20 protein-coding genes are annotated in these 22,557 nt (G+C 48.4%); 13 read left to right on the top strand and 7 right to left on the bottom strand.

Annotated features, from left to right (window positions below):
* Positions 1-90 precede the first annotated feature (90 nt).
* The 5 genes from PRIO_RS04610 (at position 91) to PRIO_RS04630 (ending at position 5,732) form a co-directional block, all read left to right on the top strand.
* Entirely contained in the window at positions 91-1,137 is a 1,047-nt protein-coding gene (locus PRIO_RS04610) for a LacI family DNA-binding transcriptional regulator (RefSeq protein WP_020428859.1), read from the top strand.
* Between the two features lie 53 nt (positions 1,138-1,190).
* Positions 1,191-1,871, top strand: coding sequence for a response regulator transcription factor (locus PRIO_RS04615; RefSeq protein ID WP_020428858.1), 681 nt, complete (start codon positions 1,191-1,193; stop codon positions 1,869-1,871).
* Entirely contained in the window at positions 1,868-3,253 is a 1,386-nt protein-coding gene (locus PRIO_RS04620; protein ID WP_020428856.1) for a sensor histidine kinase, read from the top strand. The genes PRIO_RS04615 and PRIO_RS04620 overlap by 4 nt, the downstream gene beginning before the upstream one ends.
* 101 nt (positions 3,254-3,354) lie before the next feature.
* Positions 3,355-5,010: a S41 family peptidase gene (locus tag PRIO_RS04625; RefSeq protein ID WP_167345581.1), complete on the top strand. Its 1,656-nt coding sequence runs from the start codon at positions 3,355-3,357 to the stop codon at positions 5,008-5,010.
* A gap of 14 nt (positions 5,011-5,024) precedes the next feature.
* On the top strand, positions 5,025-5,732 hold the full coding sequence (locus tag PRIO_RS04630; RefSeq protein ID WP_020428854.1) for a DNA alkylation repair protein: 708 nt from the start codon (positions 5,025-5,027) through the stop codon (positions 5,730-5,732).
* A 64-nt stretch (positions 5,733-5,796) separates the two neighbouring features.
* On the opposite strand, the gene PRIO_RS04635 is transcribed toward PRIO_RS04630, so the two are convergent.
* Genes PRIO_RS04635 through PRIO_RS04645 form a run of 3 tightly spaced genes read right to left on the bottom strand, consistent with a single transcriptional unit; the run spans position 5,797 to position 7,519 of the window.
* On the bottom strand, positions 5,797-6,435 hold the full coding sequence (locus PRIO_RS04635) for an NADPH-dependent FMN reductase family protein (protein WP_046501260.1): 639 nt from the start codon (positions 6,433-6,435) through the stop codon (positions 5,797-5,799).
* Positions 6,432-6,935: a hypothetical protein gene (locus PRIO_RS04640; protein WP_020428851.1), complete on the bottom strand. Its 504-nt coding sequence runs from the start codon at positions 6,933-6,935 to the stop codon at positions 6,432-6,434. Before PRIO_RS04640 ends, PRIO_RS04635 begins: the two co-directional genes overlap by 4 nt.
* Entirely contained in the window at positions 6,932-7,519 is a 588-nt protein-coding gene (locus tag PRIO_RS04645; RefSeq protein WP_020428849.1) for a TetR/AcrR family transcriptional regulator, read from the bottom strand. The genes PRIO_RS04640 and PRIO_RS04645 overlap by 4 nt, the downstream gene beginning before the upstream one ends.
* A gap of 266 nt (positions 7,520-7,785) precedes the next feature.
* On the opposite strand from PRIO_RS04645, the gene PRIO_RS04650 reads away from it, so the two are divergent.
* Both PRIO_RS04650 and PRIO_RS04655 read left to right on the top strand, forming a co-directional pair.
* Positions 7,786-9,498, top strand: a complete 1,713-nt coding sequence (locus PRIO_RS04650) for a glycoside hydrolase family protein (protein WP_020428847.1) — start codon at positions 7,786-7,788, stop codon at positions 9,496-9,498.
* Positions 9,499-9,567: 69 nt separating this feature from the next.
* Positions 9,568-10,467: an AraC family transcriptional regulator gene (locus tag PRIO_RS04655; RefSeq protein ID WP_046501264.1), complete on the top strand. Its 900-nt coding sequence runs from the start codon at positions 9,568-9,570 to the stop codon at positions 10,465-10,467.
* Between the two features lie 195 nt (positions 10,468-10,662).
* Here PRIO_RS04655 and PRIO_RS04660 read toward each other — a convergent pair whose 3' ends face one another.
* The 3 genes from PRIO_RS04660 to PRIO_RS04670 form a co-directional block, all read right to left on the bottom strand.
* On the bottom strand, positions 10,663-12,438 hold the full coding sequence (locus PRIO_RS04660) for an ABC transporter ATP-binding protein (RefSeq protein ID WP_020428842.1): 1,776 nt from the start codon (positions 12,436-12,438) through the stop codon (positions 10,663-10,665).
* Positions 12,425-14,200 (bottom strand): ABC transporter ATP-binding protein, encoded by a 1,776-nt coding sequence (locus tag PRIO_RS04665; protein WP_020428840.1) that lies wholly within the window; start codon positions 14,198-14,200, stop codon positions 12,425-12,427. The genes PRIO_RS04660 and PRIO_RS04665 overlap by 14 nt, the downstream gene beginning before the upstream one ends.
* Before the next feature lie 152 nt (positions 14,201-14,352).
* Positions 14,353-15,342, bottom strand: a complete 990-nt coding sequence (locus PRIO_RS04670; RefSeq protein WP_046506436.1) for a DUF4003 family protein — start codon at positions 15,340-15,342, stop codon at positions 14,353-14,355.
* A 183-nt stretch (positions 15,343-15,525) separates the two neighbouring features.
* Here PRIO_RS04670 and PRIO_RS04675 point away from each other — a divergent pair, with 183 nt between their 5' ends.
* Together PRIO_RS04675 and PRIO_RS04680 are read left to right on the top strand one after the other, a co-directional pair.
* Positions 15,526-17,079, top strand: coding sequence for a glycosyltransferase family 39 protein (locus PRIO_RS04675; protein WP_020428834.1), 1,554 nt, complete (start codon positions 15,526-15,528; stop codon positions 17,077-17,079).
* Between the two features lies 1 nt (position 17,080).
* Positions 17,081-17,401 carry a hypothetical protein gene (locus PRIO_RS04680; RefSeq protein WP_046501268.1) on the top strand — a complete coding sequence of 107 codons (321 nt, stop codon included), beginning with the start codon at positions 17,081-17,083 and terminating at the stop codon, positions 17,399-17,401.
* A 195-nt stretch (positions 17,402-17,596) separates the two neighbouring features.
* Here PRIO_RS04680 and PRIO_RS04685 read toward each other — a convergent pair whose 3' ends face one another.
* Positions 17,597-18,130: a ClbS/DfsB family four-helix bundle protein gene (locus tag PRIO_RS04685; protein WP_046501270.1), complete on the bottom strand. Its 534-nt coding sequence runs from the start codon at positions 18,128-18,130 to the stop codon at positions 17,597-17,599.
* Positions 18,131-18,464: 334 nt separating this feature from the next.
* Between PRIO_RS04685 and PRIO_RS04690 the strand changes: the two genes are divergently transcribed.
* From PRIO_RS04690 to PRIO_RS35915, 4 genes are all read left to right on the top strand, one after another.
* Positions 18,465-19,253 (top strand): hypothetical protein, encoded by a 789-nt coding sequence (locus PRIO_RS04690; protein ID WP_144412087.1) that lies wholly within the window; start codon positions 18,465-18,467, stop codon positions 19,251-19,253.
* Complete coding sequence (locus tag PRIO_RS04695; RefSeq protein ID WP_046501273.1) at positions 19,250-19,864, top strand: hypothetical protein; 615 nt, start codon at positions 19,250-19,252, stop codon at positions 19,862-19,864. The genes PRIO_RS04690 and PRIO_RS04695 overlap by 4 nt, the downstream gene beginning before the upstream one ends.
* Positions 19,865-19,935: 71 nt before the next feature.
* Complete coding sequence (locus tag PRIO_RS04700) at positions 19,936-21,405, top strand: type I restriction-modification system subunit M (RefSeq protein ID WP_020428824.1); 1,470 nt, start codon at positions 19,936-19,938, stop codon at positions 21,403-21,405.
* A complete protein-coding gene (locus PRIO_RS35915; protein WP_046501276.1) occupies positions 21,398-22,531 on the top strand; it encodes a restriction endonuclease subunit S in 1,134 nt (377 codons plus the stop codon). The genes PRIO_RS04700 and PRIO_RS35915 overlap by 8 nt, the downstream gene beginning before the upstream one ends.
* Positions 22,532-22,557 lie beyond the last annotated feature (26 nt).

The following is a 22,557-nucleotide window of genomic DNA, read 5'->3' on the forward strand; positions in this document are numbered from 1 at the left end:
TAAATATTTTCTGTCTGAAATGTATGATATACTATTGTAAATTTATCCGGATTAAGGAAATTAGCCGTACGGACAAAGGAGGAATGCAGTTTGGCTTCGCGGGACAAAAGGGTAACCCTTCAGGATGTGGCCGATGATGCCGGGGTTTCCCGGGCGACAGCATCGCTGGTCGTCAGAGGCAGCAAGTCTATCAAGCCCAGCACTCATAAGAAAGTAATGGATTCCATCGAAAAGCTCGGCTATGTGTATGACAGGGTAGCGGCCAGCTTCCGCTCCCAAAGCTCGTCCACGGTGGGGATTGTAATCACCGATTTTGAAAACCCCTTCTATCACCAGATGCTGACCAAGGTCGAGGACATGCTCTATGAACAGCAGTTTACTTTCCTGCTGGGCATGTCCTCCGAATCTAGGGAGAAGCAGGAGCGGGTGCTGGAAACGATGCTGGAGCACCGGGTATGCGGCATTATCCTGACTCCGGTCGTCGATACCCAGCCGACCCTGTTCAACAAGCTGCGCGCGCTGCAGATACCGGCGCTTCTCATGGGGCGGGAGGTAGCGGGCTCCGGCGCAGATTATGTGGGGACGGATTACAGACTGGGCTCCCAATTGGCCGTCCGGCATCTGGTAGAGCAGGGGCACCGGCGGATCGCCTATATCGGTGGTATGCTTCCCGGCAATACAGCCTACCAGGAACGGATAGACGGCTACTGCAGCGCCCTGCAGGAATACGGCCTGGAAGTGGACCCCAAGCTCATTATGCCTACTCCGTTGAACCGTGAGGGAGGAATCCGCGCCATTCAGGAGGTGCTGAAGCTGGAAAATCCGCCGACCGCCTGTTTCTGCCACAATGACATTATTGCCCTTGGCGTCACCATCGGCTTGCGTCTCCAGGGTTTGATCCCGGGCGAGCATATGGCTATTGTGGGCTTTGACAATATTCTTGAGACGGAAACGGTGGAGCCTAAGCTTACCACAGTATCGGTCTTTCATGACCAGTGGGGCGTTGAGGCAGCCCGGCAGATTCTGGACAGGATCGGTGGTTTGCAGAGCGATCCGGTGAAGATCATTATCCCGCCCAAGCTGATTGTCCGGAAATCCTCCGTTTGCTTCCAGGGACTGCCGAACTTGAAGGCTTGAGCCTAATCCCAGGCGGGCGTAACGGAATACATTCCCATTGGAGGGCGGTTTGGATGGTCAAAATTCTTATCGTGGACGACGATCCGCACATTCGCGCCCTGATGCGCCTGTACTTGAAGAATGAAGGGTTCGATCTGGCCGAGGCGGACAATGGCATCGATGCGCATGCCATCGTCAAAGGTTCAGGAATCGATCTGGTTATCCTCGATATTATGATGCCGCATATGGACGGGTGGGAGCTGTGCCAAGCGATTCGGATAAGCGATCCCGACATTCCGCTCCTGATGGTAACGGCCAAGGGCGAATCGGCTCAAAAGATCAAAGGCTTCCAGCTCGGGACCGACGATTATATGACGAAGCCGTTCGATCCGGTGGAGCTGGTGATGAGGGTAAAAGCATTACTGCGGCGCTCCCGGATTGCCTCTTCCCAGGTCATTGCGCTGGGGGAAATCGTACTGAACCGGAAAACGTACAAGGTCATGCGGGGAGACGAGGAACTGACTTTGCCTCTGAAAGAATTCGAGCTGTTATTTGTGCTTGCCGGCCATCCGGGGCAGATTTTCACGCGGGAACAGCTGATTACCCAGATCTGGGGCATGGATTACGAAGGAGACGACCGGACCGTCGATGTTCATATCAAGCGGCTGCGGGAACGTTTTGCCGGGGACGTCCGCCATTTTCGCATTGAGACGGCACGAAGTGTAGGCTACCGTCTGGCGGTGAATCCGGGATGAAAACGTTATATGTCCGCGTCGTGCTGACTTTTCTGGCCGTTATCGTCGTCAGCCTGGTCGCATCTCTGCTAATCTCCCTTGCTCTATTTCAGAAGGGGCTTAACGCTACGGGTAAAAACGATATGATCGCGGCCGGCAACCGCATCATCCGTGTGTATGAACAAACGAATCCTCCGGATTTGGATACTTTTATGGACAATATGGCCGAATTGGTTTCTTATACCCTGCAGCTCTACGAAGGCAATGGCGGGGTGGACTCCTATGTACCAGCCAAAGGCAGGCAGGCCGGGAAGATTAGCCCTGAATCTGTCCGCATAGTGCTGCAGGGAGAGGTGTACCGTTCGCAAGGACAAGATAACGGAACGTTCATCGGCCTTCCGTTTGTATCTGAAGGGAAACGTTATGCCTTATTTGTGCAGAGCTCTTCCAAAAACGAAGCCGCGCTCATCCGTTTGTTCTTTACCATCCTGCTTCTCATGCTCGCGCTCGGAAGCTTGGGCATTCTCGTTGCCGGCAGGTACGTGGTGAAGCCTCTCCAGGCAATGACGGATGCGACTAAGCGGCTGGCCAAAGGCGACTTCGAGGTTGAACTGAAAATAAACCGTGGAGACGAACTGGGAACACTCTCGCGGAGCATTAACGATATGGCCCGGGAAATCAGACAAATGGAGCGGATGCGGCAGGATTTTGTATCGAACGTGTCTCATGAAATCCAATCGCCGTTGACGTCCATCTCCGGTTTTGCGAAGGCATTGAAGGACGGCGATCTTGTTATTGGGGAGGATGAACGCGTTCAATACTTGGATATTATCGTTACTGAGAGCGACAGGTTGTCCAGACTCAGTGATAATCTGCTGAAGCTCGCTTCCCTCGAATCGGAGCATCATCCCTTCCAGACGGAAACCTATAATCTGGATGAGCAGCTTCGGCGGGTGATTGTCGCGTGCGAGCCCCTGTGGTCGGCAAAAGACATCCGTGTCGATATGGAATCCCCTTCCGGTGCTGCTGTCCGAATAACGGCCGACAAGGATCAACTCAATCAGGTGTGGATGAATTTGCTCGGAAATGCCGTCAAGTTCACGCCCTGCGCCAGGCAGGTCTTGATCGCAATCAGCCAGCCCCAGCCGGGTGAGGTTGCCGTGGCGGTAAGCGATTCGGGGATCGGCATTGCGCCGGAGGATACAGGCTTTATTTTTGAGCGCTTCTACAAAGCGGACAAGTCGCGGGCAGAAGACCGCAGCGGCAATGGTCTTGGTCTAGCCATCTCCCAGAAGATCGTAGCACTTCATCATGGAAGCATAGCGGTGAAGAGTACGGCCGGACTGGGCACAACGTTCACCGTGACGCTCCCCGTGGGTGCTCCTTCTGATTCTGTCTTTTAGTTCACGCTCCGTTCATATTTCTCCCATAAGCTCATTGCGGAACACATTGAACGATTGGAGGAATAGGAACGATGAGCTTTCTGCTAAATCTATTCGATTCATTGAAATGGCTGACTGGCTGGGAAATGATTTTGTGCGCGCTGTACTTGTTTGTCTTGCTGGGGTATGCTTTATTCAAAAATAACCGGTGGTTTTATTTTATTCCCGGCGTGGGCGTAATGCTTGCAATTATAAGTCTTATCCTTGGCGATGCCTCAATACTGGCGCTGTTGATTTATGCCTCAACGGCCATACTTTTCTTATGCACCATTAGGAGAATCTTTAAACCAGCCGTTAAGCCGCTGTCTACCAAATTCCGGTCCGTTATGGTGATCGTCTGTGTCCTCGGTTTCCTGCCTACGCTGCTTGCCTTAAGCATTGCGGGTGAAGTCCGCTACAATCCGGTGAGCGATTTAAGCCATAAGAGCTATACCCAAGCTTTTATCGCGATGAACGAACGATTGTCGACCGAATATCCTTTTGGAGACTGGAAAAAAGTCGATTGGGCAGCAAAGAAGAATAAATACGGGCCTTTATTCCGCCAAGCGGAAATCAGCCAAGATCCGAACCTCTACTATAAAACTTTAAGGGATTACCTCTTTTCTTTCCGTGACGGTCATATCCAAATCGTGAACGAACATCTGTATGACGGTAATAGCGTATTTAAGAATGAAGTTGGCGGCGGCGTCGGAATCAGTACGGTTCAATTGGATGATGGCAAAGTGTTGGTTAGCTTGCTGATACCGGGCAGCCCGGCTGATCAATACGGCATCAAGCTTGGAGCCGAAATCATTTCATGGGATGGGAAAGACGTTAAGAAGGCATTAGATGAGACGTCTTGGAGTGAGAACCCTCCGGCAACGGAAGGGCACCGGATATTAAATCAAGGACGTTTCTTAGCTAGAGCCCCGATCGGCCAAAACATCCAGGTCAAATTCCGGAATCAGGACGATCCGGCGATCATAACTGCGGCGCTTACAGCCTATGACGATCAGTACGAAACCTTGAAGAAAACAAAGGTGAAGCTGAAGAAAGAAGATCCGCCCGTTGAAGGCCAGATCCTTAAGGAGAACTATGGCTACGTAAAAATCAGATATTTCCTTCCTGGTGCAACGCAATCCGATCCCGCGAAAGCACTGGAAGACACAATAAAAGAGTTTCAGGAAAAACAAGTAAAGGGAATAATCATTGATCTGCGGGATAATCCGGGCGGCGATGATGACCTTGTTGCCCAAATGGCGGGACATTTTGTGAACAGGAAAAGGATTTTTGAATACGTCAGTTACTACAACCGGAATACAGGACGTTTTGAAATCAACCGTGCCGAAACGAGGACCGTTCAGCCTTCGCGGATTTACTTTCCAGGGAAAATAGCCGTCCTCATTAATCATAACACCGCGAGCTCGGGGGAAGGCTTACCTTTGATCCTAAAAGGAATGCCCAATGTTAAGATAATCGGCTTTACGTCTACGAATGGTTCGTTCGGCATAGTCTCCGCTCCTATAGAAGTGAAAATGCCGGAAGGATACGTCGTGCAGTTCCCCGACGGAAGATCCCTTAATCTAGACTACAAGATTCAAGGCGACAGCGATGAACGCGGACAAGGAGGCGTAACGCCTGACATTACGGTTCCCATGAACGGGCAAACATTTAAAATGAAGTTTATTGAAGGGCAGGACGTGGAATTGGATTATGCGTTAGCTTCCTTCAATAGCTAAAAGGAGTGTCAACAATGAATTTAGAAATGGTTATGCAGGAGCTTGAAGCGCTCGGCAAGGAACGGACCAAAAAAATCTATCAATCCAATGGCGCACATGAACCGCTTTTTGGCGTAGCTACAGGTCAAATGAAGCCGATTGCCAAAAAAATAAAAATAAATCAGCCTTTGGCTGAGCAGCTCTACGCTACAGGAAACTACGATGCCATGTATTTTGCCGGAATTATTGCTGATCCGCAAGCGATGACTGAAGCCGATTTTGAGCGTTGGATAGATGGGGCGTATTTTTATATGCTGTCCGATTATGTGGTTGCGGTAACCCTGGCAGAAGCGGATATTGCGCAAGAAGTAGCGGATAAATGGATCGCAAGCGGCGAAGAGCTGAGAATGTCTGCGGGCTGGAGCTGTTACTGCTGGCTTTTGGGAAACCGCCCGGACGATGAATTTTCCGAAACTAAGCTTGCCCATATGCTTGAGATTGTGAAACATACGATCCATGACTCTCCCGAGCGGACGAAGTACGCTATGAATAATTTTATCTACACCGTTGGGGTATCGTATGTGCCGCTCCATGAGGCAGCGGTCGAAACCGCAAAGACAGTAGGTCCTGTTGAAGTGCAAAAAGACAAGAAAAAAAGCAGCTTCCTGCTCGCTTCTGAACGCATTCAAAAGGCGGTAAGTAAAGGGGAGCTAGGGTTCAAACGCAAACATGTAAGATGTTAAGCGTCCGGAAGCTGTGCGTATGAACCCCCCTATATAGTCCGTATGATGGCGAAACTCTGCCACTCTACAGCCTTCTCAATATATCCTTCTTCTTCAGGCCGTTTTTCTTGGCGGTGGCATTCCAGAAGGAATGTGTCGCTGTGAATTTCCAGGCGAAGCGCGGGAAATTGGGGCTGAACAGCATGGATTCATCCACACTGCGCGAATGGATATTGCCTGCGAGGCCCTGCATGGCATGGCCCAGATTCTTAAGCGGTCCCCGGCCAACGGGGACCTTCTCCAGAAAGCCCATCATTTCACCGGCGCCCTGGCCGAGTCCCTGCCCGAAATGGAGGCCGCAGCGGCTGCACCAGTTCTGAATGATCTCAAGCGCAATGTGATTTTGCTGCCCCTCGAAAAAACCGTTGTTGATGAGGGCGTATACGTAAATGTCCCCCTCACGCTCTGCTTTCATGTATTCCTCAAGGGCAACCAGCATCCTGAACAAATGTGACGGTATCCCGTCTACATACAGCGGAAAGGCGATAACCAGCACATCCATGCGGCACAGCTCGCGGTATTGCTCCGGGGTAAGCGGTTTTTTGTTCAGGTGATAGGTGGTGATCTCATGCCCGCTGCGGATAAGCGGCTCAAGTATGCCAAGCATTATGGCGGAGTTGCTTTTTTTCACCTTCGGGCTTCCGTTGATCAGGGCGATTTTCATGCCAATACCTCCTTGACGGCTTGCAGGCTGTTATGAAAATATACCGTATTTCCTGTAGAATACAAATTCGCACTGTTCGCCGCGACCAGCTTTTTGGCCGTTTCGATTTCCGCTTCCGTAAGGCCTTCCCCGTAAAAATGTACGGACAGGGCGAACTGATGATCATAACGTTTCCGGTGATGGGTTTCTCCGCTTTGAGTGGAGAAATAAGGGAGAACGTAGGAGATGCTCCGGTCTAACACATTGAGGATGAAGGGGCTGTAGCTTCCATACACGCATTTGCTGATAATCATCAGTTCGTCGCATTTCGAAAAAAGTTCGCCTATATTGTGATAGCCATCCTTGAGAACACAGACTCCGGGCGTCCTGACCCAGCATCCATAGCAGCCCGTGCAATGGCGGATGGTGCCATTATCGGATATGACTGTTACGTCCTCCTGTGGAGCTTCCGCCCATGCTGCATACTCCTGCTGATCCAGATCGTGAATAATCATTTTCATTTGTCATCCTCCTTATCGAGTACCGTTAAGATCGAAAAAGAATCGCGCCAGTTGCCGGAATACCGGACACCGTTATTCGTGAGCAGCGAGGCGATGCCGTGCACCATGGACCACAGCACAATCAGTTGATGCGAATAAGAGGCTTCCGGCAGACCGGTGCTCCGGAACATGTGAAATGCCGTTGTCCGGAACAGAGCGAACGGCGGGTAATTATCGGAACTATAGTTATCCAGATCAATGATTATGCCTGAATGATAGTAGAGGAATTGAAAGTACTGCGGATTCTCTATGAAAAAGTCTACGTATGCCTGCCCCAATAAAGAAATGGCCTCGCGGCTGTCCTCCTCTCCCATAATGGATATGCGCAGTCTCTCCATAAATTGCTCTGTGACATGCTCGCCCATGGCGGCAATCAGTTCATCGACATTTTTAAAATGGCTGTAGGGGGCGGTATGGCTGACGTTGCACTGTGCAGCGACTCTGCGCAGGGAAAAGCTTTTTACCCCTTCTTCGTTAATAAGGCTAATACCCGTTTCGATGAGCTGCTTGCGTAAATTGCCGTGGTGATAGGGTTTTTCTTTCATCGTGTGAATGTTTCCTTTCATCAATCTTAACACTGTAAAGATTGTATCATGGAATCTTAGCGGTGTAAAGATTAGTTCCTGCCAGTTATTGCTTGTTCATAGGGGGATGTTATAAGTGCGGCTGCCTTTTGTGCATTGAAGAGACAGGACAAAAAAGCATATAAACCTGACCAAAAGGTTGATTTTATTCCATGACCTTCAAAGGTATGATCTATTTAGCTGAACCATGCAATAACTAAATAGAATATACGGTTGGAGGAATTCAGATGCCAAATCCGAAATATGAAAAATTTGAGCCATTGAAAAATGCGCAGCTTGTTTTGGGGTATCTTACGTCAATGGTGGATGAGAAGTATGACAATCTGCCCTATTGGCTTGTTCTGCCTCACAAAAGGCCTGCTGAAGCCGCCCACTGCCGGGTGGACGATGCGGAACTGGTGGGTTCCTGGTATGAAGCTATTGATGCGGTCAGAAAAATGCTTAAAACGGAAGAAGGAGCAGCGGTCCAGCAGTCATTTTACAGGCATGTATTGAAGTCGTGGGGAGAGCATGGGCTGCGTTTTCATGAACATTATCCATGGACTCACACCAATCATAGCTCCTTCCACGAAATGGGGTATATCCTTCCGGCGCTGAACCGGATGGTAGAGAACAATCCCGGGGATAAGGAAGCGGACAAAAGGGCATCTGAACTGATAAGAGGGATGCGGGCGCTTGTGATCGAAAGAAAAGTCCGGACCTTCTGGTCAGGGGACTATCAAGAACAGGAGCCTATATACGAATTTCCCAATGATGTATATCTCGAAGACGGAGGTTTTGATCTGACCAGACACACCGGACGCGGCGAACAGGCCATTCGGAATGCAATCATCCTTCACGCGCTGGTACGGAGATATGAAATCGCTGGTGATGAGGTGGCCCTTGATTTGGCCATGGGCATTGCCAACCATCTTCTGGGTGCTTCCCGTTATTTCAATTATAAAATGGAATTTTTTGGCCATGTCCATTCAGCGGGCTGGGCCGCATCCGGGCTTGTAAGGCTTGGCCGCGCCACAGGCAGTGAACGCTATATCCATGCCGGCAAAGGCATATATGACTATATCCGTTCCCTGTCGTCCTCTTTTGGCTGGGTTCCCGAATATGCGCAGTGGCATCCGATGCATGAAGAACACTGTGAAACCTGTTGTATAAAAGATATGATAGAGTGTGCAAATGAGTTGATCCTTGCGGGATATGAGGAATACTGGAATGATATGACCCTGTTTGCACGAAACCAGCTGGTCGAGAATCAGGTGAAGGTTTCATCCTATGTGGTTACAGACAATACACTGCCCGACAATAATGGGATAACCTACAGAGAGCTGGACAAGCGAATGATTGGCGGGTTTACCGGAGGCTCCCTGGTCAATTCCATATCATTGTCCAAGTTTCGCTCCATTGCAGGCTGCTGTGTCGGAATGGCTCCTGTGGCACTGGAAATTGTATGGGACAGATCAGTCGAGTACAAGAATGGAAAGGTCATTGTAAATATGCCCATCGATAAGGAGACCGAACAAGCCTCAGTAACCATGGATTACCCGGACCGGGGCTATATTTCCGTCACTCCCAAGCAGAATTGTGATGTGGCCATAAGGGTCTACCCTTGGATGGGCGGGGATATCAGAGGAACAATGAACGGGCTGGCATATGATCCTTCCATAGAAGGCAGCCTTGCAGTATTCCGGAATGTACAGGCAGGCACAACCGTGGAACTGCAGCATCCTATAGAGACCGTAGTCATAAAAGAGACTGCACGTGATGAGGAATATTCAGTTTCATGGAGAGGCTGCGATGTAATAGATATTTTCCCGCGGGGAGAGCATTTGCGGCTGTACCAGAGAGATTTGAGTCTGCCAAAATATTATCCGTCTGTGGAGGATGTGCAATATTCCGGCGCCGCCAATTACGGTCCGACCCAGCAATCGCAAAATAAAAAGTGAGGATTCCATTCTCTTTGCTATAATACGAAATATAGCTTATCCATCTATCCGAAATGACAGGAGAATGCTATGGCGGGTCATATTAGTGAACAAATTTCATATGATAATCCTTTGCAGCCTGTCAGGGTCCTGCATGAATTCCGGAATGAAGAAGTCAGAGGCAAATGGCATTACCATAATGAATTGGAGCTTATAGCAGTCGTCAGAGGGGAGTTCAGCATTCACACCAAAGACAGGGTATTTAGAATGTCCGCCGGAGATGTCGCCATTATTGGTTCCTTTGAACCCCATCATTCATTCAAGGATGAGGGGGTAATGGAGTATATTGTGCTGCAGTTCGACATTTTCAAGTATCTTGGACAGGACCTCCTCTCTTACATGAAATATTTTACTGAAGCCGGACGTTTGTACAGCAAACTCAATTATATATTCACGGAGAACCCAAAGGTTAAGCAGCAGATATTCAACCATATCCGGGAAATCTCAAAGGAATATGCCCAAAGACAAAAAGGCTATGAAATTGCGATACACAGCCTTATTTACAGGATTATACTCGCGCTTTTCCGCAATGATACAAGTTCGTTCATGGAATTAAAGAATGATTCTGAGCTTATAAAGCTGCTGCCGGTGCTGGACTACATTGAAAAAAACATCAACGGCAGGGTAGATATGAAGGAAGCGGCCAAGTTAATGAATCTGGATTACTTTTATTTTGGCAAGTATTTTAAGAAGATTATGGGAAGGACCTTTATAGAATATGTAAATCACAAAAAAATAGTAAATGCAGAGCTTATATTATTAACGAGGGATATTTCAGTGCTGGAAACGGCATCTTTGGTGGGCATGCCGAATATGGCGAACTTTTATAAAATTTTCTACAAGTATAACCAATGCTCTCCGAAGGAATTCAGAAGGAAATTACATGGTATTACGGGAACAAAATCATTGAACAAACGCGCCAGAAGATAGACTCCGTGTTCAATTGGACTATTCGGAGCGAGTGAAGAACAGCTTTGACGGAAAAAATTTCGGTGAAGGCACTACGGTGACCGTTAAGATTCCCTTTATTTAAGTAATGAGGCAATGAAAAGCAAGCTTTCAGCGCAAACAAGCACAGGCCTTGTATCACGGCCTGTGCTTGTTTGCCTTATCCAAATATGTGTTTTAAGCTTCCATCTTCTGCGCCGTATAGAGCTTGTGGTAGAGGCCACGGCGTGCGATCAGCTCATCATGCGAGCCGCTTTCGGCAATCCCTTTGTTCGAGACATACATGATGCGGTCGCAGTTTTTAACGGTGGAGAGCCGGTGCGCGATAATGAATGATGTGCGTCCTTTAAGCAGCTCGTTCAAGCCTTTCTGCAGCAGACGTTCTGTCTTCGCATCAATGGAAGAAGTGGCTTCGTCCAGGATGAGAATCCGCGGGTCGGCCAGAAGCGTTCTGGCAAAAGAGATGAGCTGCCGCTGTCCCTGCGACAGCTTAGAGCCGCGCTCATTGACCTCGGTCAGGTAGCCCTGGTCAAATTCACGGATGAAATCATCGGCACACACCGCCTTGGCGGCGGCAATCACTTCCTCCTCGGTGGCATCGAGCTTCCCGTAACGGATATTGTCCAGAATGGTGCCGGAGAAAATGAAGCTGTCCTGGAGCATAATCCCCATCTGGCTGCGCAGGGACTTCAGCGTAATCTGTGAGATATCCTGTCCGTCAATTAGAATTCTGCCCCCGGTCAGGTCATAAAAGCGCGAGATCAGATTGACGACAGTGGTTTTGCCTGCTCCTGTCGGTCCTACCAGGGCAATGCTCTCCCCTGGCTGGACATCGAAGGAGATATTCTCCAGGATGTTGAGCCCCGGGTCATAGGCGAAGGTTACATGGTCAAAAGTAACCCGGCCCTGAACGGACGGAAGCTCCCGCGCATCCGGAATATCGCTGACGGTCACCGGTTCATCCAGCGTTTCAAAGATGCGCTCCAGGTAGGCTACCGCATTGATGAAGCTGTTGTACAGGTTCGACAGATTCAGAATCGGCTGCCAGAAGCGGGCGGCGTAGCTGCTCATGGCCAGAATGACGCCAAGGGTTGCATCCACGGGGTCCAGAGTCAGCAGACCCACGAGGAAAATCAGAGCCGTAACGATGGTGGACAGGTTGTCTACCGAAAAAGGAATCAGCATATTATAAGACACCGCCCGCATCCATTCCTTGCGGAAGTTGCCGGCCAGCCGTGTGAAAATCCCTGCATTCTGCTGCTCGCGGGAGAAAATTTGGGTCACGCCAATACCGGTGATGCTCTCCTGCATGTAGGCGTTCAGATTGGAGCTTTTGTTGGACACGGCCTGCCATGCGCGGCGCTGCCGGGTTTTGATCAGCAGCATGATGCCGAGGAAAACAGGCAGTCCGGCAAGAATGACGAAGGACAGCCTTACATCCACAGCGAACATAAAGGCGGCGATAAAGATTAAATTGACAATTTCCAGAATAAAGTTGATGATACCGTTCGATAACACATCCGAAACGGAGTTGACATAGTTTACGACCCGGATCAGAATTTTGCCCTGCGGACGGTCATCGTAATATTTAAATGGAAGCTGCTGCAAATGCGCAAACAAATCCGTACGGATGTCAAAAATAATATCCTGTCCGACGCGGGTCATGATACGCGAGCGGATGGTAGCGAGAATAACGCTGACCACAATGGTTAGCAGCATCAGCAGCGACCAGCCAAGCAGGGCCAGCTTCTCCTTGGAGGGAATGGTTACGTCAACGACATGCTGCATGATCAGCGGTGCCGACAAGGCGATGGCTGCCGAGAGCGCGCTCAGGATAAACGCGATAATCATCGGTTTCTTTTTCCGCTTGATATAGATCATTGCCCGGCGGAAATGCCTGATGTCAAAAGGCGATTCCAGATTCTCGTCGACGTCGAATTTATTCCTGGCCATGAGCCATCACCTGCCTTCCAATACCCTCGTTCTGCAGCATAAACACATCATAATAATAACCCCGCTTAGCCAGCAGCTCGGCATGGGTCCCTTCTTCGATCAGCCTTCCGTTATCCAGAATCAGGATGCGGTCAGCCTCTGCCGTAGTGGATACCCGCTGCGCAATAATCAGCTTCGTGCAGGGGTAATCCAGCCCGCGCAGACTTTGCTGAATGTGCTCCTCGGTCTCCAGATCGACGGCAGAGGTGGTATCATCCAGGATCAGGATGGACCGGTGGACCGCCAGGGCGCGTGCGAGCGCAATCCGCTGCTTCTGGCCGCCTGACAAGCCGACCCCGCGTTCCCCGACCACCGTGTCATAGCCTTCAGGCATTTTGACTATGAAATCGTGGGCGGCTGCAAGCCCGGCATAGGCCACGACCTCTTCTTCAGGAAGCTCAGGGTCGCCATAGGCGATGTTTCCGTCGATAGTGTCGGAGAAGAGGAGAACGTCCTGGGTGGCCATGCCGATGTTGCCGCGCAGCTCGTCAAGCTCTAGCTCACGGACATCAATGCCGTCTACCAGCACACGTCCGCCGGATACATCATAGAAACGCGGAATCAGATTAATCAGTGTGGTTTTGCCTGCTCCTGTTGAGCCCATAATGGCAATCGTTTCACCGGGTTCCACCGTAAAGCTGACATCGTCCAGTACTGTAGCGCTGTCATATTTGAAGGTGACATGCTCGAACGTGATCCGGCCCTCGTAACGCCGCTTGGTCGTGGCCTGATGCTCGTTGACTATAGCGGGCCGGGCGTAATAGATTTCGACGATTTTGGTCAAGCTGGCAAAAAAGCGCTGAATGTCGTTGATAATGATCCCGATGTTGCGCATCGGGTTCGATACAGCCCAGACCAGGGAAGAAAAAGCTGCGAATTCACCAAAGGTGATCCGGCCGTCCATCAGGTACAGCCCGCCCGCCAGCATCAGAATGACGTTGAAGGCCTGAGCAAAGGTTTCGAGATAAGGAAAGTAATCAAGCCACACAAGTGCAGCTTTTTTATTTGCTGTCGAGTAGTTGACGTTCTTTTCCGTAAATTTCTCGATCTCGTACGCCTCGCGGGCAAAAGCCTTGACCACCCGGTTGCCGGAAATATTCTCCTGTGTGGTTGTATTCAGCTGGGACAGCCGCTCGCGGAGATCCACATACATGGGGCGGACATGCTTGGCAAATATGTAGGCCACGATAAAAATAAGCGGGGACAGGGTAAGCATCCACAACGTCAGGCCGGTATCGATGCTGAAGAAATAGATCACGGCCGCTGCAAAAATCGTCAACGATTCAATGATCGTTTTGAAAATCCACGCCATCGAGTGGCGGACCATGTCCAGATCCCCCGTCATCTTCGTCATGAGGTCGCCGGTCCGGTTATGATCGTAATATTCCCGGTCCTGCCCTTGAATCTTGTTGTACAGATAAATGCGAATGCGGTACAGCATGTTCTGGGAAGACCGCTCATACTGCATGGTCGTAAAATAGGCCAGACCTGTGCGCAGCAGAGAAAAACCGATCATTCCCAGACAGAGCGCGATGAGCAGCCCCCGTTGGTCCGTCAGATTCTGCACGGCATTGTCTCCGGCAATAAACGTATCCACAATACGCTGGCTGAGGTACGGATTCACAATCGTCAGAGAGGAGCCAATCACCGATAGGCATAGCGCCATAATGTACCGGGCCCGGTTACCCTCCAGATTCTGCCACAGCCATTTTAGTTCAAACATCTGATCACCTGTTTCTGCGTGTTCTTTCACCCTGCCATACAGGAAGGAGTGAACAAATCAACGTGATTATATCACTAACAGGCAGCCAGCAACCGGAATTCCAATATTTTTTGTTACAATCGATTGAACTTTTGAATGCGTAACCAAAGTTGTCAGCTGGAGGAAGAAGCCGCAGCAGCCGATGCGGCGGCGGCAGCGGCAATCGAGGCCTGCTGCGCGATTACAATATTAGTAATGTTGGTGGAGAGCATCGTGGTGACTACACCGCTTTTTGCCTTATCTACATAATTGAAGGCCACCAGGGCAGCCGACAGCAGCAGCAGCTCCTGCTTCGTAATGGACCAATTGCCGAAGCCTTTTTGAGTGCGCAGAAATTCATAAGTTTCCGACACACCGTTCACAATGTCCTCATGAACGCAAGGCAGCAGCGATAATACGCCCAGAGAGGATAAGGTATACTCTTTATCCAGCCGAAGCCCTCTTGCCCGGAAGGCATCCCGGAGTGCAAGGACCTGGGACGCCGTTTCGGAAGCATTATCCCTAAGCACCAGCACCTGCGTCAGCGCCTGCACACTGTTTCCGGACAGAAACTCAGGTTTCAGCGCAGCATAGAGCTCCTCCATGCGCAGAAGTCCGCTCTCAACAGGAATACCGGAAAGGCCGAGCAGGGCAGCAAAAATATAGTCGTCCCGTCCCGTAAGGAAAGGATGTCTGGCTTTCATGCCCTCATAGAATGCTTTTGCCCGTTCTACCGTCTGCAGGTATTGATCCGGTGCTGTATTCACAGCAATCTGATAGGCGGCAATCACGAGATGATCTGATCCTCTGAACTTGGCGTCCTTAAGCAGCTCATAGACAGCCAATGTGTCCACAAGCTGCTTCTCTTGATTAGCAGACAGGGAGAGCAGGGCAGCAAGGCCAATTGCGGAAGTGCTCCGGAAGGAAGAAAAGCTTCCGGTATGCTCCTTAATCAGTTCAAAGCTGGCGCGGATCGCCTCACTGTCGGCTATCTTGTTCTCGGCAGTATACAGCAGTGCCGCCAGGCGGTTGACCTGCGCATTTTTCCAGGCAAAATCTTGTTTGACCTTCTGTGCATTTTGCGCAAACAATTCAAGTCTGGCTGTGTAGGATGGCTCTTTCATAGGATACACTCCTTCATCGTCTGTATTGAACATCGTATCATCTCTTACGTAAGTTCCTTCTTCGCCGTTCCTGTTCGTTCCTGCGTGATTTTCATCAAATTTTCAGATTAGACCCTTATACTGCTGTTAAATATTCAGGCATGTGATGATCCGAACGAAGCACTGCCAGATGGAGGTTTGTCCATGGTAAAGAGAATTCAACGAACACTGTATGTGATATTGGCTTTTTTCATCGGGCTTTTTATCGCTTCGTCTTTTTTTCTCCGGGCGGAGTATAACTATTTCGCTTACGGCGACACGCCGGTTCTGGCAAAGCAAAAGCTGGTTCTTTTTATGGTGCTGATCGCAGCCGTCCTCGCCTTAAGCGCCGTTCTGTACAGAATGTGCCTGAAGCTGGATAAGTACAGCCCTAGGATTGTTATTCCGGCCACGCTGTTATTTTCCTGTGCGATCCAAATCGTAATCATTTTTCTATTTACCCGCTTGCCGACGGATGATTCACAGACAGTGCTGTCGCTGGCCAGGGATATGCTGTACCGGAACGATTATTCCTCCTTTGACACCAGCGGTTATCTTCACATGTTCCCGTTCCAATTCTCAATTGTCCTGTACTTAAAGACACTGCTGTACCTGTTCCCGGATAATTATCTGGTCATCAAAAGCTTCAATATCCTGTTTTCGCTCGTCACTACTTTAATGATCTACCTGCTATACAAAGAGCTCAACCCTACATCCAAGCGACAGGACTATGGAGTCCTGGTCTTTGCTGCCACTTACCTTCCTTCGCTGTTCATGAGTAATCTCATCTATAATGACGTGATTGCTACCGCTTTTCTGACCAGTGCATTATATTTTGCTGTAAGATTCACCAGAACCACTTCATATAAAGACATCCTGCTTACAGCCATTCTGCTGGCGGCCGGGAATTATTTCCGCAGCATCGGCGTTATTTTTCTGATAACGGTTCTGCTTACCCTTCTATTTCATATGCGGACCCTCGGATGGAAAAAGGTCATCCCTCCAGTAATCCTAACGGTTCTGCTGTTCAATGTTCCGGGCTGGACGCAAAATGCTGTGCTGCAGGGAACGCATACCGTGGAGGAATCCCCCAACCAAAACTCAGCGCCTGTCTACATGTGGCTGAATATGGGCGTCAACCTGGAGACGTTCGGGTTCTGGGATAACCGGGAGAGCTACAGCATTTATCAGCAGGATGCGGGCTATAACAAGGCGGAAAGCACCAGGCTGTTCAAGGCGTCTATTGCCGATAAGTTCTCGAAGGCCACTGCAGGCGAATTAGTGAATATGTATTATAAAAAGCTCATTTGGACCTGGACCGAAGGCACATACCAGATAGAGAGATACGGCATAGGAAATGACGGTTCGTCCAGCAGCGGAGGCAGAATGGGCTTTGTGATGGACCGCTATGTATACACTACATTTGCTTCGGACTGGTTCAAGGGGGATTCGAATGCCAGAAGCGGGCTGCTCTGGACGCTGTATGTCCTGAATATCCTGATGTATGCTTGTATTCTTGTGCGGTTAATCGGTGGAATAAAAGCAAAGCGGTATGCGGAAACCCCGCTGATTCTGGTCATTCTGGGGTTCATCGGGTTCTATCTGTTATGGGAAATCAAGTCCCGTTACATTTACCCGGTATATCCGCTGCTGATTGTATTTTCTTATATGGGATTTAAGGACGTATATGATTATACGTTTGGAAAGAGGGGGGCTTAGGATGCGGACTCAAAAAAGCTATATCTCATTGCTGACCGCAGTGCTCAGCTGTTCCGTGCTGCTGGCCTCCTGTGACGCCATCACCTCCCAAAAAATCACGGATACGGACCCCGGCTCCGGGATGAACGGGTTTCCGGGAAGAAATGGCGGCACGGACTTTAACGGCGGGGGCAGAGGCAACGGAAACGGCGGCTTTCCGGGGATGAACGGTGGAACGCAAAGGAACGGCGGTCAAGGGAGAGACGGCGGTCAAGGGACGGACGATGGTCAAAGGATGGACGGCGGTCAAGGGGCTGACGGCCGGTCCAGCGGCACTAGATAAATTGAACTTGAAAATATTACAAATAAGGGAAAAGTGGCGGAGGAGAAGTTTGGAACTGTAGGAGCGGTAGCGTCCGCCTTTGTCTGCGGATTTCAACCGTTAATAACGGTATACAATCAATCAAGAAATCTGCAGACAACAGCGGCCGGAAGTCCAAACATTCTCTGGAGTCACGACCAATCCCAAATAGAAAAATCACAAGTTCAATTTATATAGATGAAGGTGTTTCTTCCACTTTCTGATTTTTGCCCGGAAGCTTGTGAACGGGGCCACCGAATTGATATGAATCCACCGGGCCATCGGCCAGTTCTCCTTGCTGCCTGTCCATTGGCGGATTCCCTGGATGAACAGTTCTTCTTCCGTCAGCGTGCCCACCCAATCCAGCCACTGTTGCTCAATCTGCCGGAATAAGTCCCGCAGTTCGGGCAGGGAATACTCGGCGTATGCTTCGTAAAAAGACTGGTACAGTCCTCCAAGCTGATTCCATTTATAGCCGGGAGAAGGCATAATAACCGCTCTGCCCTCCCGTTCATCCTTGTCCCAACCCATCACAAGCTGAAGCCAGCCCAGCTGGTAGGCGATAATCTCGGCGGGCGTTTTATCCACCCCGGGAATTCTCACATCTTTTTGACTCGTATCGACATCTTCAAATTCCGCATCCAGCAGCACATATTTGCTGTGGATGGCCTCCAACAAATCCTTCTTGGACGAATATTCATAGCTTGCCATAGCGGTGCACCTCGTTTTTATTTAAATATAAGCATTTATATGCTTCACGCTATAAATTATCCTTCTATTTCTCGCTGAAACGGGCCCCGTCCTAATAAGGACGGCGAAGCCGTTTCTACTTGTGTTATAACATAGCTCAGTGACAGCAGTATGTCATATTTGTCTTAATCTTGTTAAATGCCCAGTAGTCTAATCGCGTTCCCCGAGCTTTCGGGTTCAATTTATGTAGTATGAAAATATTGGTATTGTAGACTAACGGCATATTATAATAGATTCAAAAACAGGACTTTTGTAGCAGAGCAGCCTGAATAAAATACTGAAGGGAAGTTGGTAAATGATAGAGTTTAATTGTTCTTTCTACCTTGCTTCTACCCCTACACGCAGTATTGGCCGTGCACATACATATCGTATTACAAAATCAGAATTGGGTATCTATGGAGAAGTATATACGGGCAATCTCATCAGGTCCCTCGGGGTTCATTATGGGGACTATGTGAATTCAACCGGAGCAGCGATTTGGAGAATTCATAATTTGTACTCGGGACCTTCGGTTGGAAGAATACAGATTCATTCTGAAAAACACAAATCTCAAGCGGTAACCGGAAACATTGGCGAGGCCGTAGTTATGCCTGCTTTGGGTGCTGCTATGGGGGTTGTTCGAATCCCTTTTCAAAGAATGAAAGCTCACAATTTGAGATGTCCGGATTTTAGGTTTTATTGTGACTGGGTACAGTTGGATAGACTGTGGATTACTTCTTGTTCCTCAATGAGTAATTTGCCCAATGATATGCCTTTGGAAGTGAAGACGCATTTAGGGAGAGACGAGGGATATCCTCTCGATGCTCTAGAGCAGTTATTGAAGTATTGGCATGAATGCAGCAGCAACGGGTACGCGAGTGCAGTTGGTTTTGGTGTTATAGCCCGGGTAGATTTAGATGTGAACAAAAATTCAGGTTCCAATCATCACTTTATCCGCTACATATTATTTGTTCCCAGAACGGGTTTTAGCCTGGCGAGGTTCGAGAGGGGATTTAAAATTATCAAGAGTACAGATTTTAAAAAGAAATATAGAACGGAGTACAAGCAAAAATTTATCCGGTGGTTAGGCAGGTACTTTATATGAATGAGAGAATTCTTCACTTATTCCAAAAGATAAACTCGCTGCTATGGGTCTACGATATCAGAAAGACGGAGCCATTGCTCAAAGAGGCTAAGGCTTTGTTGGCTGAAATGAAGGACCCGTTCCTGCAGAAGATTTTTGACCAGTATAAAGACACTTATGATGAATTAAATATTAAGGAAATGCAAGTAGAGTTAGACAGTATGTACAATAATGTGAATATTGAGTCCAGTAATATTTTCTATAGTAATGCAAACTTTTCAGCATTATTGGTCATTAAAAATGAATTTGAAGCAGACATAAGAATCGTGACTTCAAGTGAATTCTTATGGCGATTCAAGGAACACCACCAGGAAATCTCTGCTATTGATCGTGAATCACAACACAGTATACATGCGGAAAAGGGTGAGGAAAGTGACAGCGGAGTTGTCTACGAACTTGTCTTTCCAAATCATTTGGAGCAGTTCGGCGCAATAACATTTACCAGCTCGGGAATAACCGAAGGAAGGTTCTATGCTAAGCATTTAAGCAAATTTGATTGGTCACATCACTCCGTAACATGCAAGATGTTCATTGAGCTAGCCTCTAAGGTATATAGAATATCCAATGATTAAGGAGATAGGTGTATAATATAGGAGATATTATCGAATGAAGAATGATTATGAAATAGAATGGAGTAAGATGCATGCTGACAGGAGAAGTTCGCAACAAGGTTGATAAAATATGGTCGGATATATGGGCAGGCGGAATTAGTAATCCCCTTACCGTTATTGAACAACTTACCTATCTGATGTTTATTCGCTCTCTGGATGAGAAGGAACTGGAGAATGAGAGCTTTGAAGCTTTAAGCGGTGAAAAGATGCCGAAGATTTTCCCTGAGAACGAAGAGGGACAAGAACTGCGCTGGAGTAAATTCAAAACCAAAGATGCCCGTATCATCTATGATATTGTCAGTACGAAGGTGTTTCCGTTTATCAAAGCCATGAATGGAGCGAACACGACGGCCTTCTCGCGCTATATGCAGGATGCCATGTTTCTGGTTCCTACCCCGCAAGTATTGCAAAAGATGATCACAGGTCTTGATGAACTGTATGAACATGATATCAAAAACCTGGATATGCAGGGCGACCTGTACGAGTACATGCTAGGAAAGCTGGCTTCGGCTGGTCAAAACGGCCAGTTCAGAACGCCCAAGCATATTCGCGATCTGATGGTGCGTCTGATTGCGCCTACACCAAATGACAAGATCGTTGACCCGGCTTGTGGTACAGCGGGTTTCCTTGTCTCTTCTGCCGAATATATCCGCGAAAAATATGAGGCTGAGATGACCAGCGAGCAGTGGGAGCATTTCTCGGGTGAAATGTTCTCCGGTTATGATACCGATAGAACGATGCTGCGTCTGTCCGCCATGAATCTGATGCTCCATTCCATTAGCCAGCCCCATATAGATTACGTGGACAGTGTGTCCAGACAAAATAATACAGCATCCGCCTATGATATTGTGCTCGCCAATCCACCATTCACCGGAACAGTAGACGCGGAGAGCATCAACGAAAACTTAAGAACGATCACAGATACCAAAAAGACAGAGCTTTTGTTCGTGGCCCTCTTCCTGCGCATTCTGCGCAAAGGCGGACGCTGTGCATGTATCGTGCCTGACGGCGTGCTGTTTGGTTCGACCAAGGCGCATAAGTCTCTTCGCAAAGAACTGGTAGAGAACCATCAGCTTCAGGCGGTGATCTCCATGCCAAGTGGCGTGTTCAAACCTTATGCTGGGGTCAGCACGGCGATTCTCTTGTTCACCAAGACAGATGCAGGCGGCACGGATAAAGTGTGGTTTTACGATATGAAAGCGGACGGTTATTCTCTCGATGATAAACGTTCTCCTATTGCGGCTAACGATATCCCGGATATCATCGCCCGTTATCATAACCTCGAAGGTGAAGCCGACCGTCAACCAACAGAGCCTAGCTTCCTGGTGGACAAGTCTGCGATTGAAGCGAATGACTATGATCTGTCGATAAATAGATATAAAGAGGTTGTGTATGAAAAGGTAGAGTATGACAAGCCAGAAGTGATTATGACTCGTCTGGATGAGTTGAGCCTTGATATTTCCTCTAAGATGGAGGAGTTGAGGGGGTTGTTGGGTGAGTAAGTGGGAGAAGGTGAAGTTGGGGGATGTTGTAACGCTTCTAAATGGGCGTGCATATAAGCAAGATGAATTGTTGGATGAGGGGGCTACTCCTGTGTTAAGAGTGGGTAACTTCTTTTCTAACAGAGGGTGGTACTACTCTGATTTACAACTAGAAGAAAATAAGTATTGTGATAAAGGAGATTTACTATATGCTTGGTCTGCTTCATTTGGACCGAAGATATGGGATGGACCAAGGGCTATCTACCATTATCATATATGGAAAATCGTACTTAGTGAGCATGTTGAAAAAGGATATATGTATTACTTACTTCAACAAAGTACAAAAGCCATAATGAATCAGGGCCGGGGAATTGAAATGATTCATGCAACAAAAGGTGGTATGGAAAAAATGTTGATCCCACTTCCACCGCTCGAAACACAAAAACAAATTGCCAATACATTAGAAGTCGCCGCAGAACTGCTTGCCATGCGTAAACAGCAGCTTGCCGAGCTGGACAATCTGATCAAATCAACTTTTTACGATATGTTTGGTAATCCTGTCACTAATGAAAAGGGATGGGAATTAAAACATATTGGTGACTTTTCAATGGTGAAGATAGGCCCATTTGGTAGTTTGCTTCACGTAGAGGATTATATAGAGGATGGATTTCCACTTGTCAATCCATCGCACATAGTTGGAAACAAGATCGTGCCGGATATGAACTTGACTTTAAGTCCTGAGAAATTTAATGAACTAAAAGGCTATGTTATGGAAAAGGGGGACATAGTCGTTGGACGTAGAGGGGAAATAGGGCGTTGCGCGGTTGTGGAGAATGAAGGTTTTCTTTGCGGGACAGGAAGTATGTTTATCAGAATAGAAAATGATTTTTTACCTATGGTTCTACAGCGCATTATTTCATCAGATCCGATGCGATCTATATTAGAACATCAATCTGTTGGTGTAACAATGAAGAACTTGAATGCAGGTACTATTTCGAATTTGGTGGTTCCAATGATCCCCTTGTTACTCCAAACCCAATTTGCCAACATCGTAACCAAAATCGAAGAACAAAAAGCCCTCGTCAAAAAAGCCATAGACGAGACGCAGTACCTCTTCGACAGCCTAATGAGCGAGTACTTCGAATAACGAAGCATGTCCTAATCAGTTGCTCG

This window comes from Paenibacillus riograndensis SBR5 (genome assembly GCF_000981585.1).
GTDB lineage: Bacteria > Bacillota > Bacilli > Paenibacillales > Paenibacillaceae > Paenibacillus_AQ > Paenibacillus_AQ riograndensis.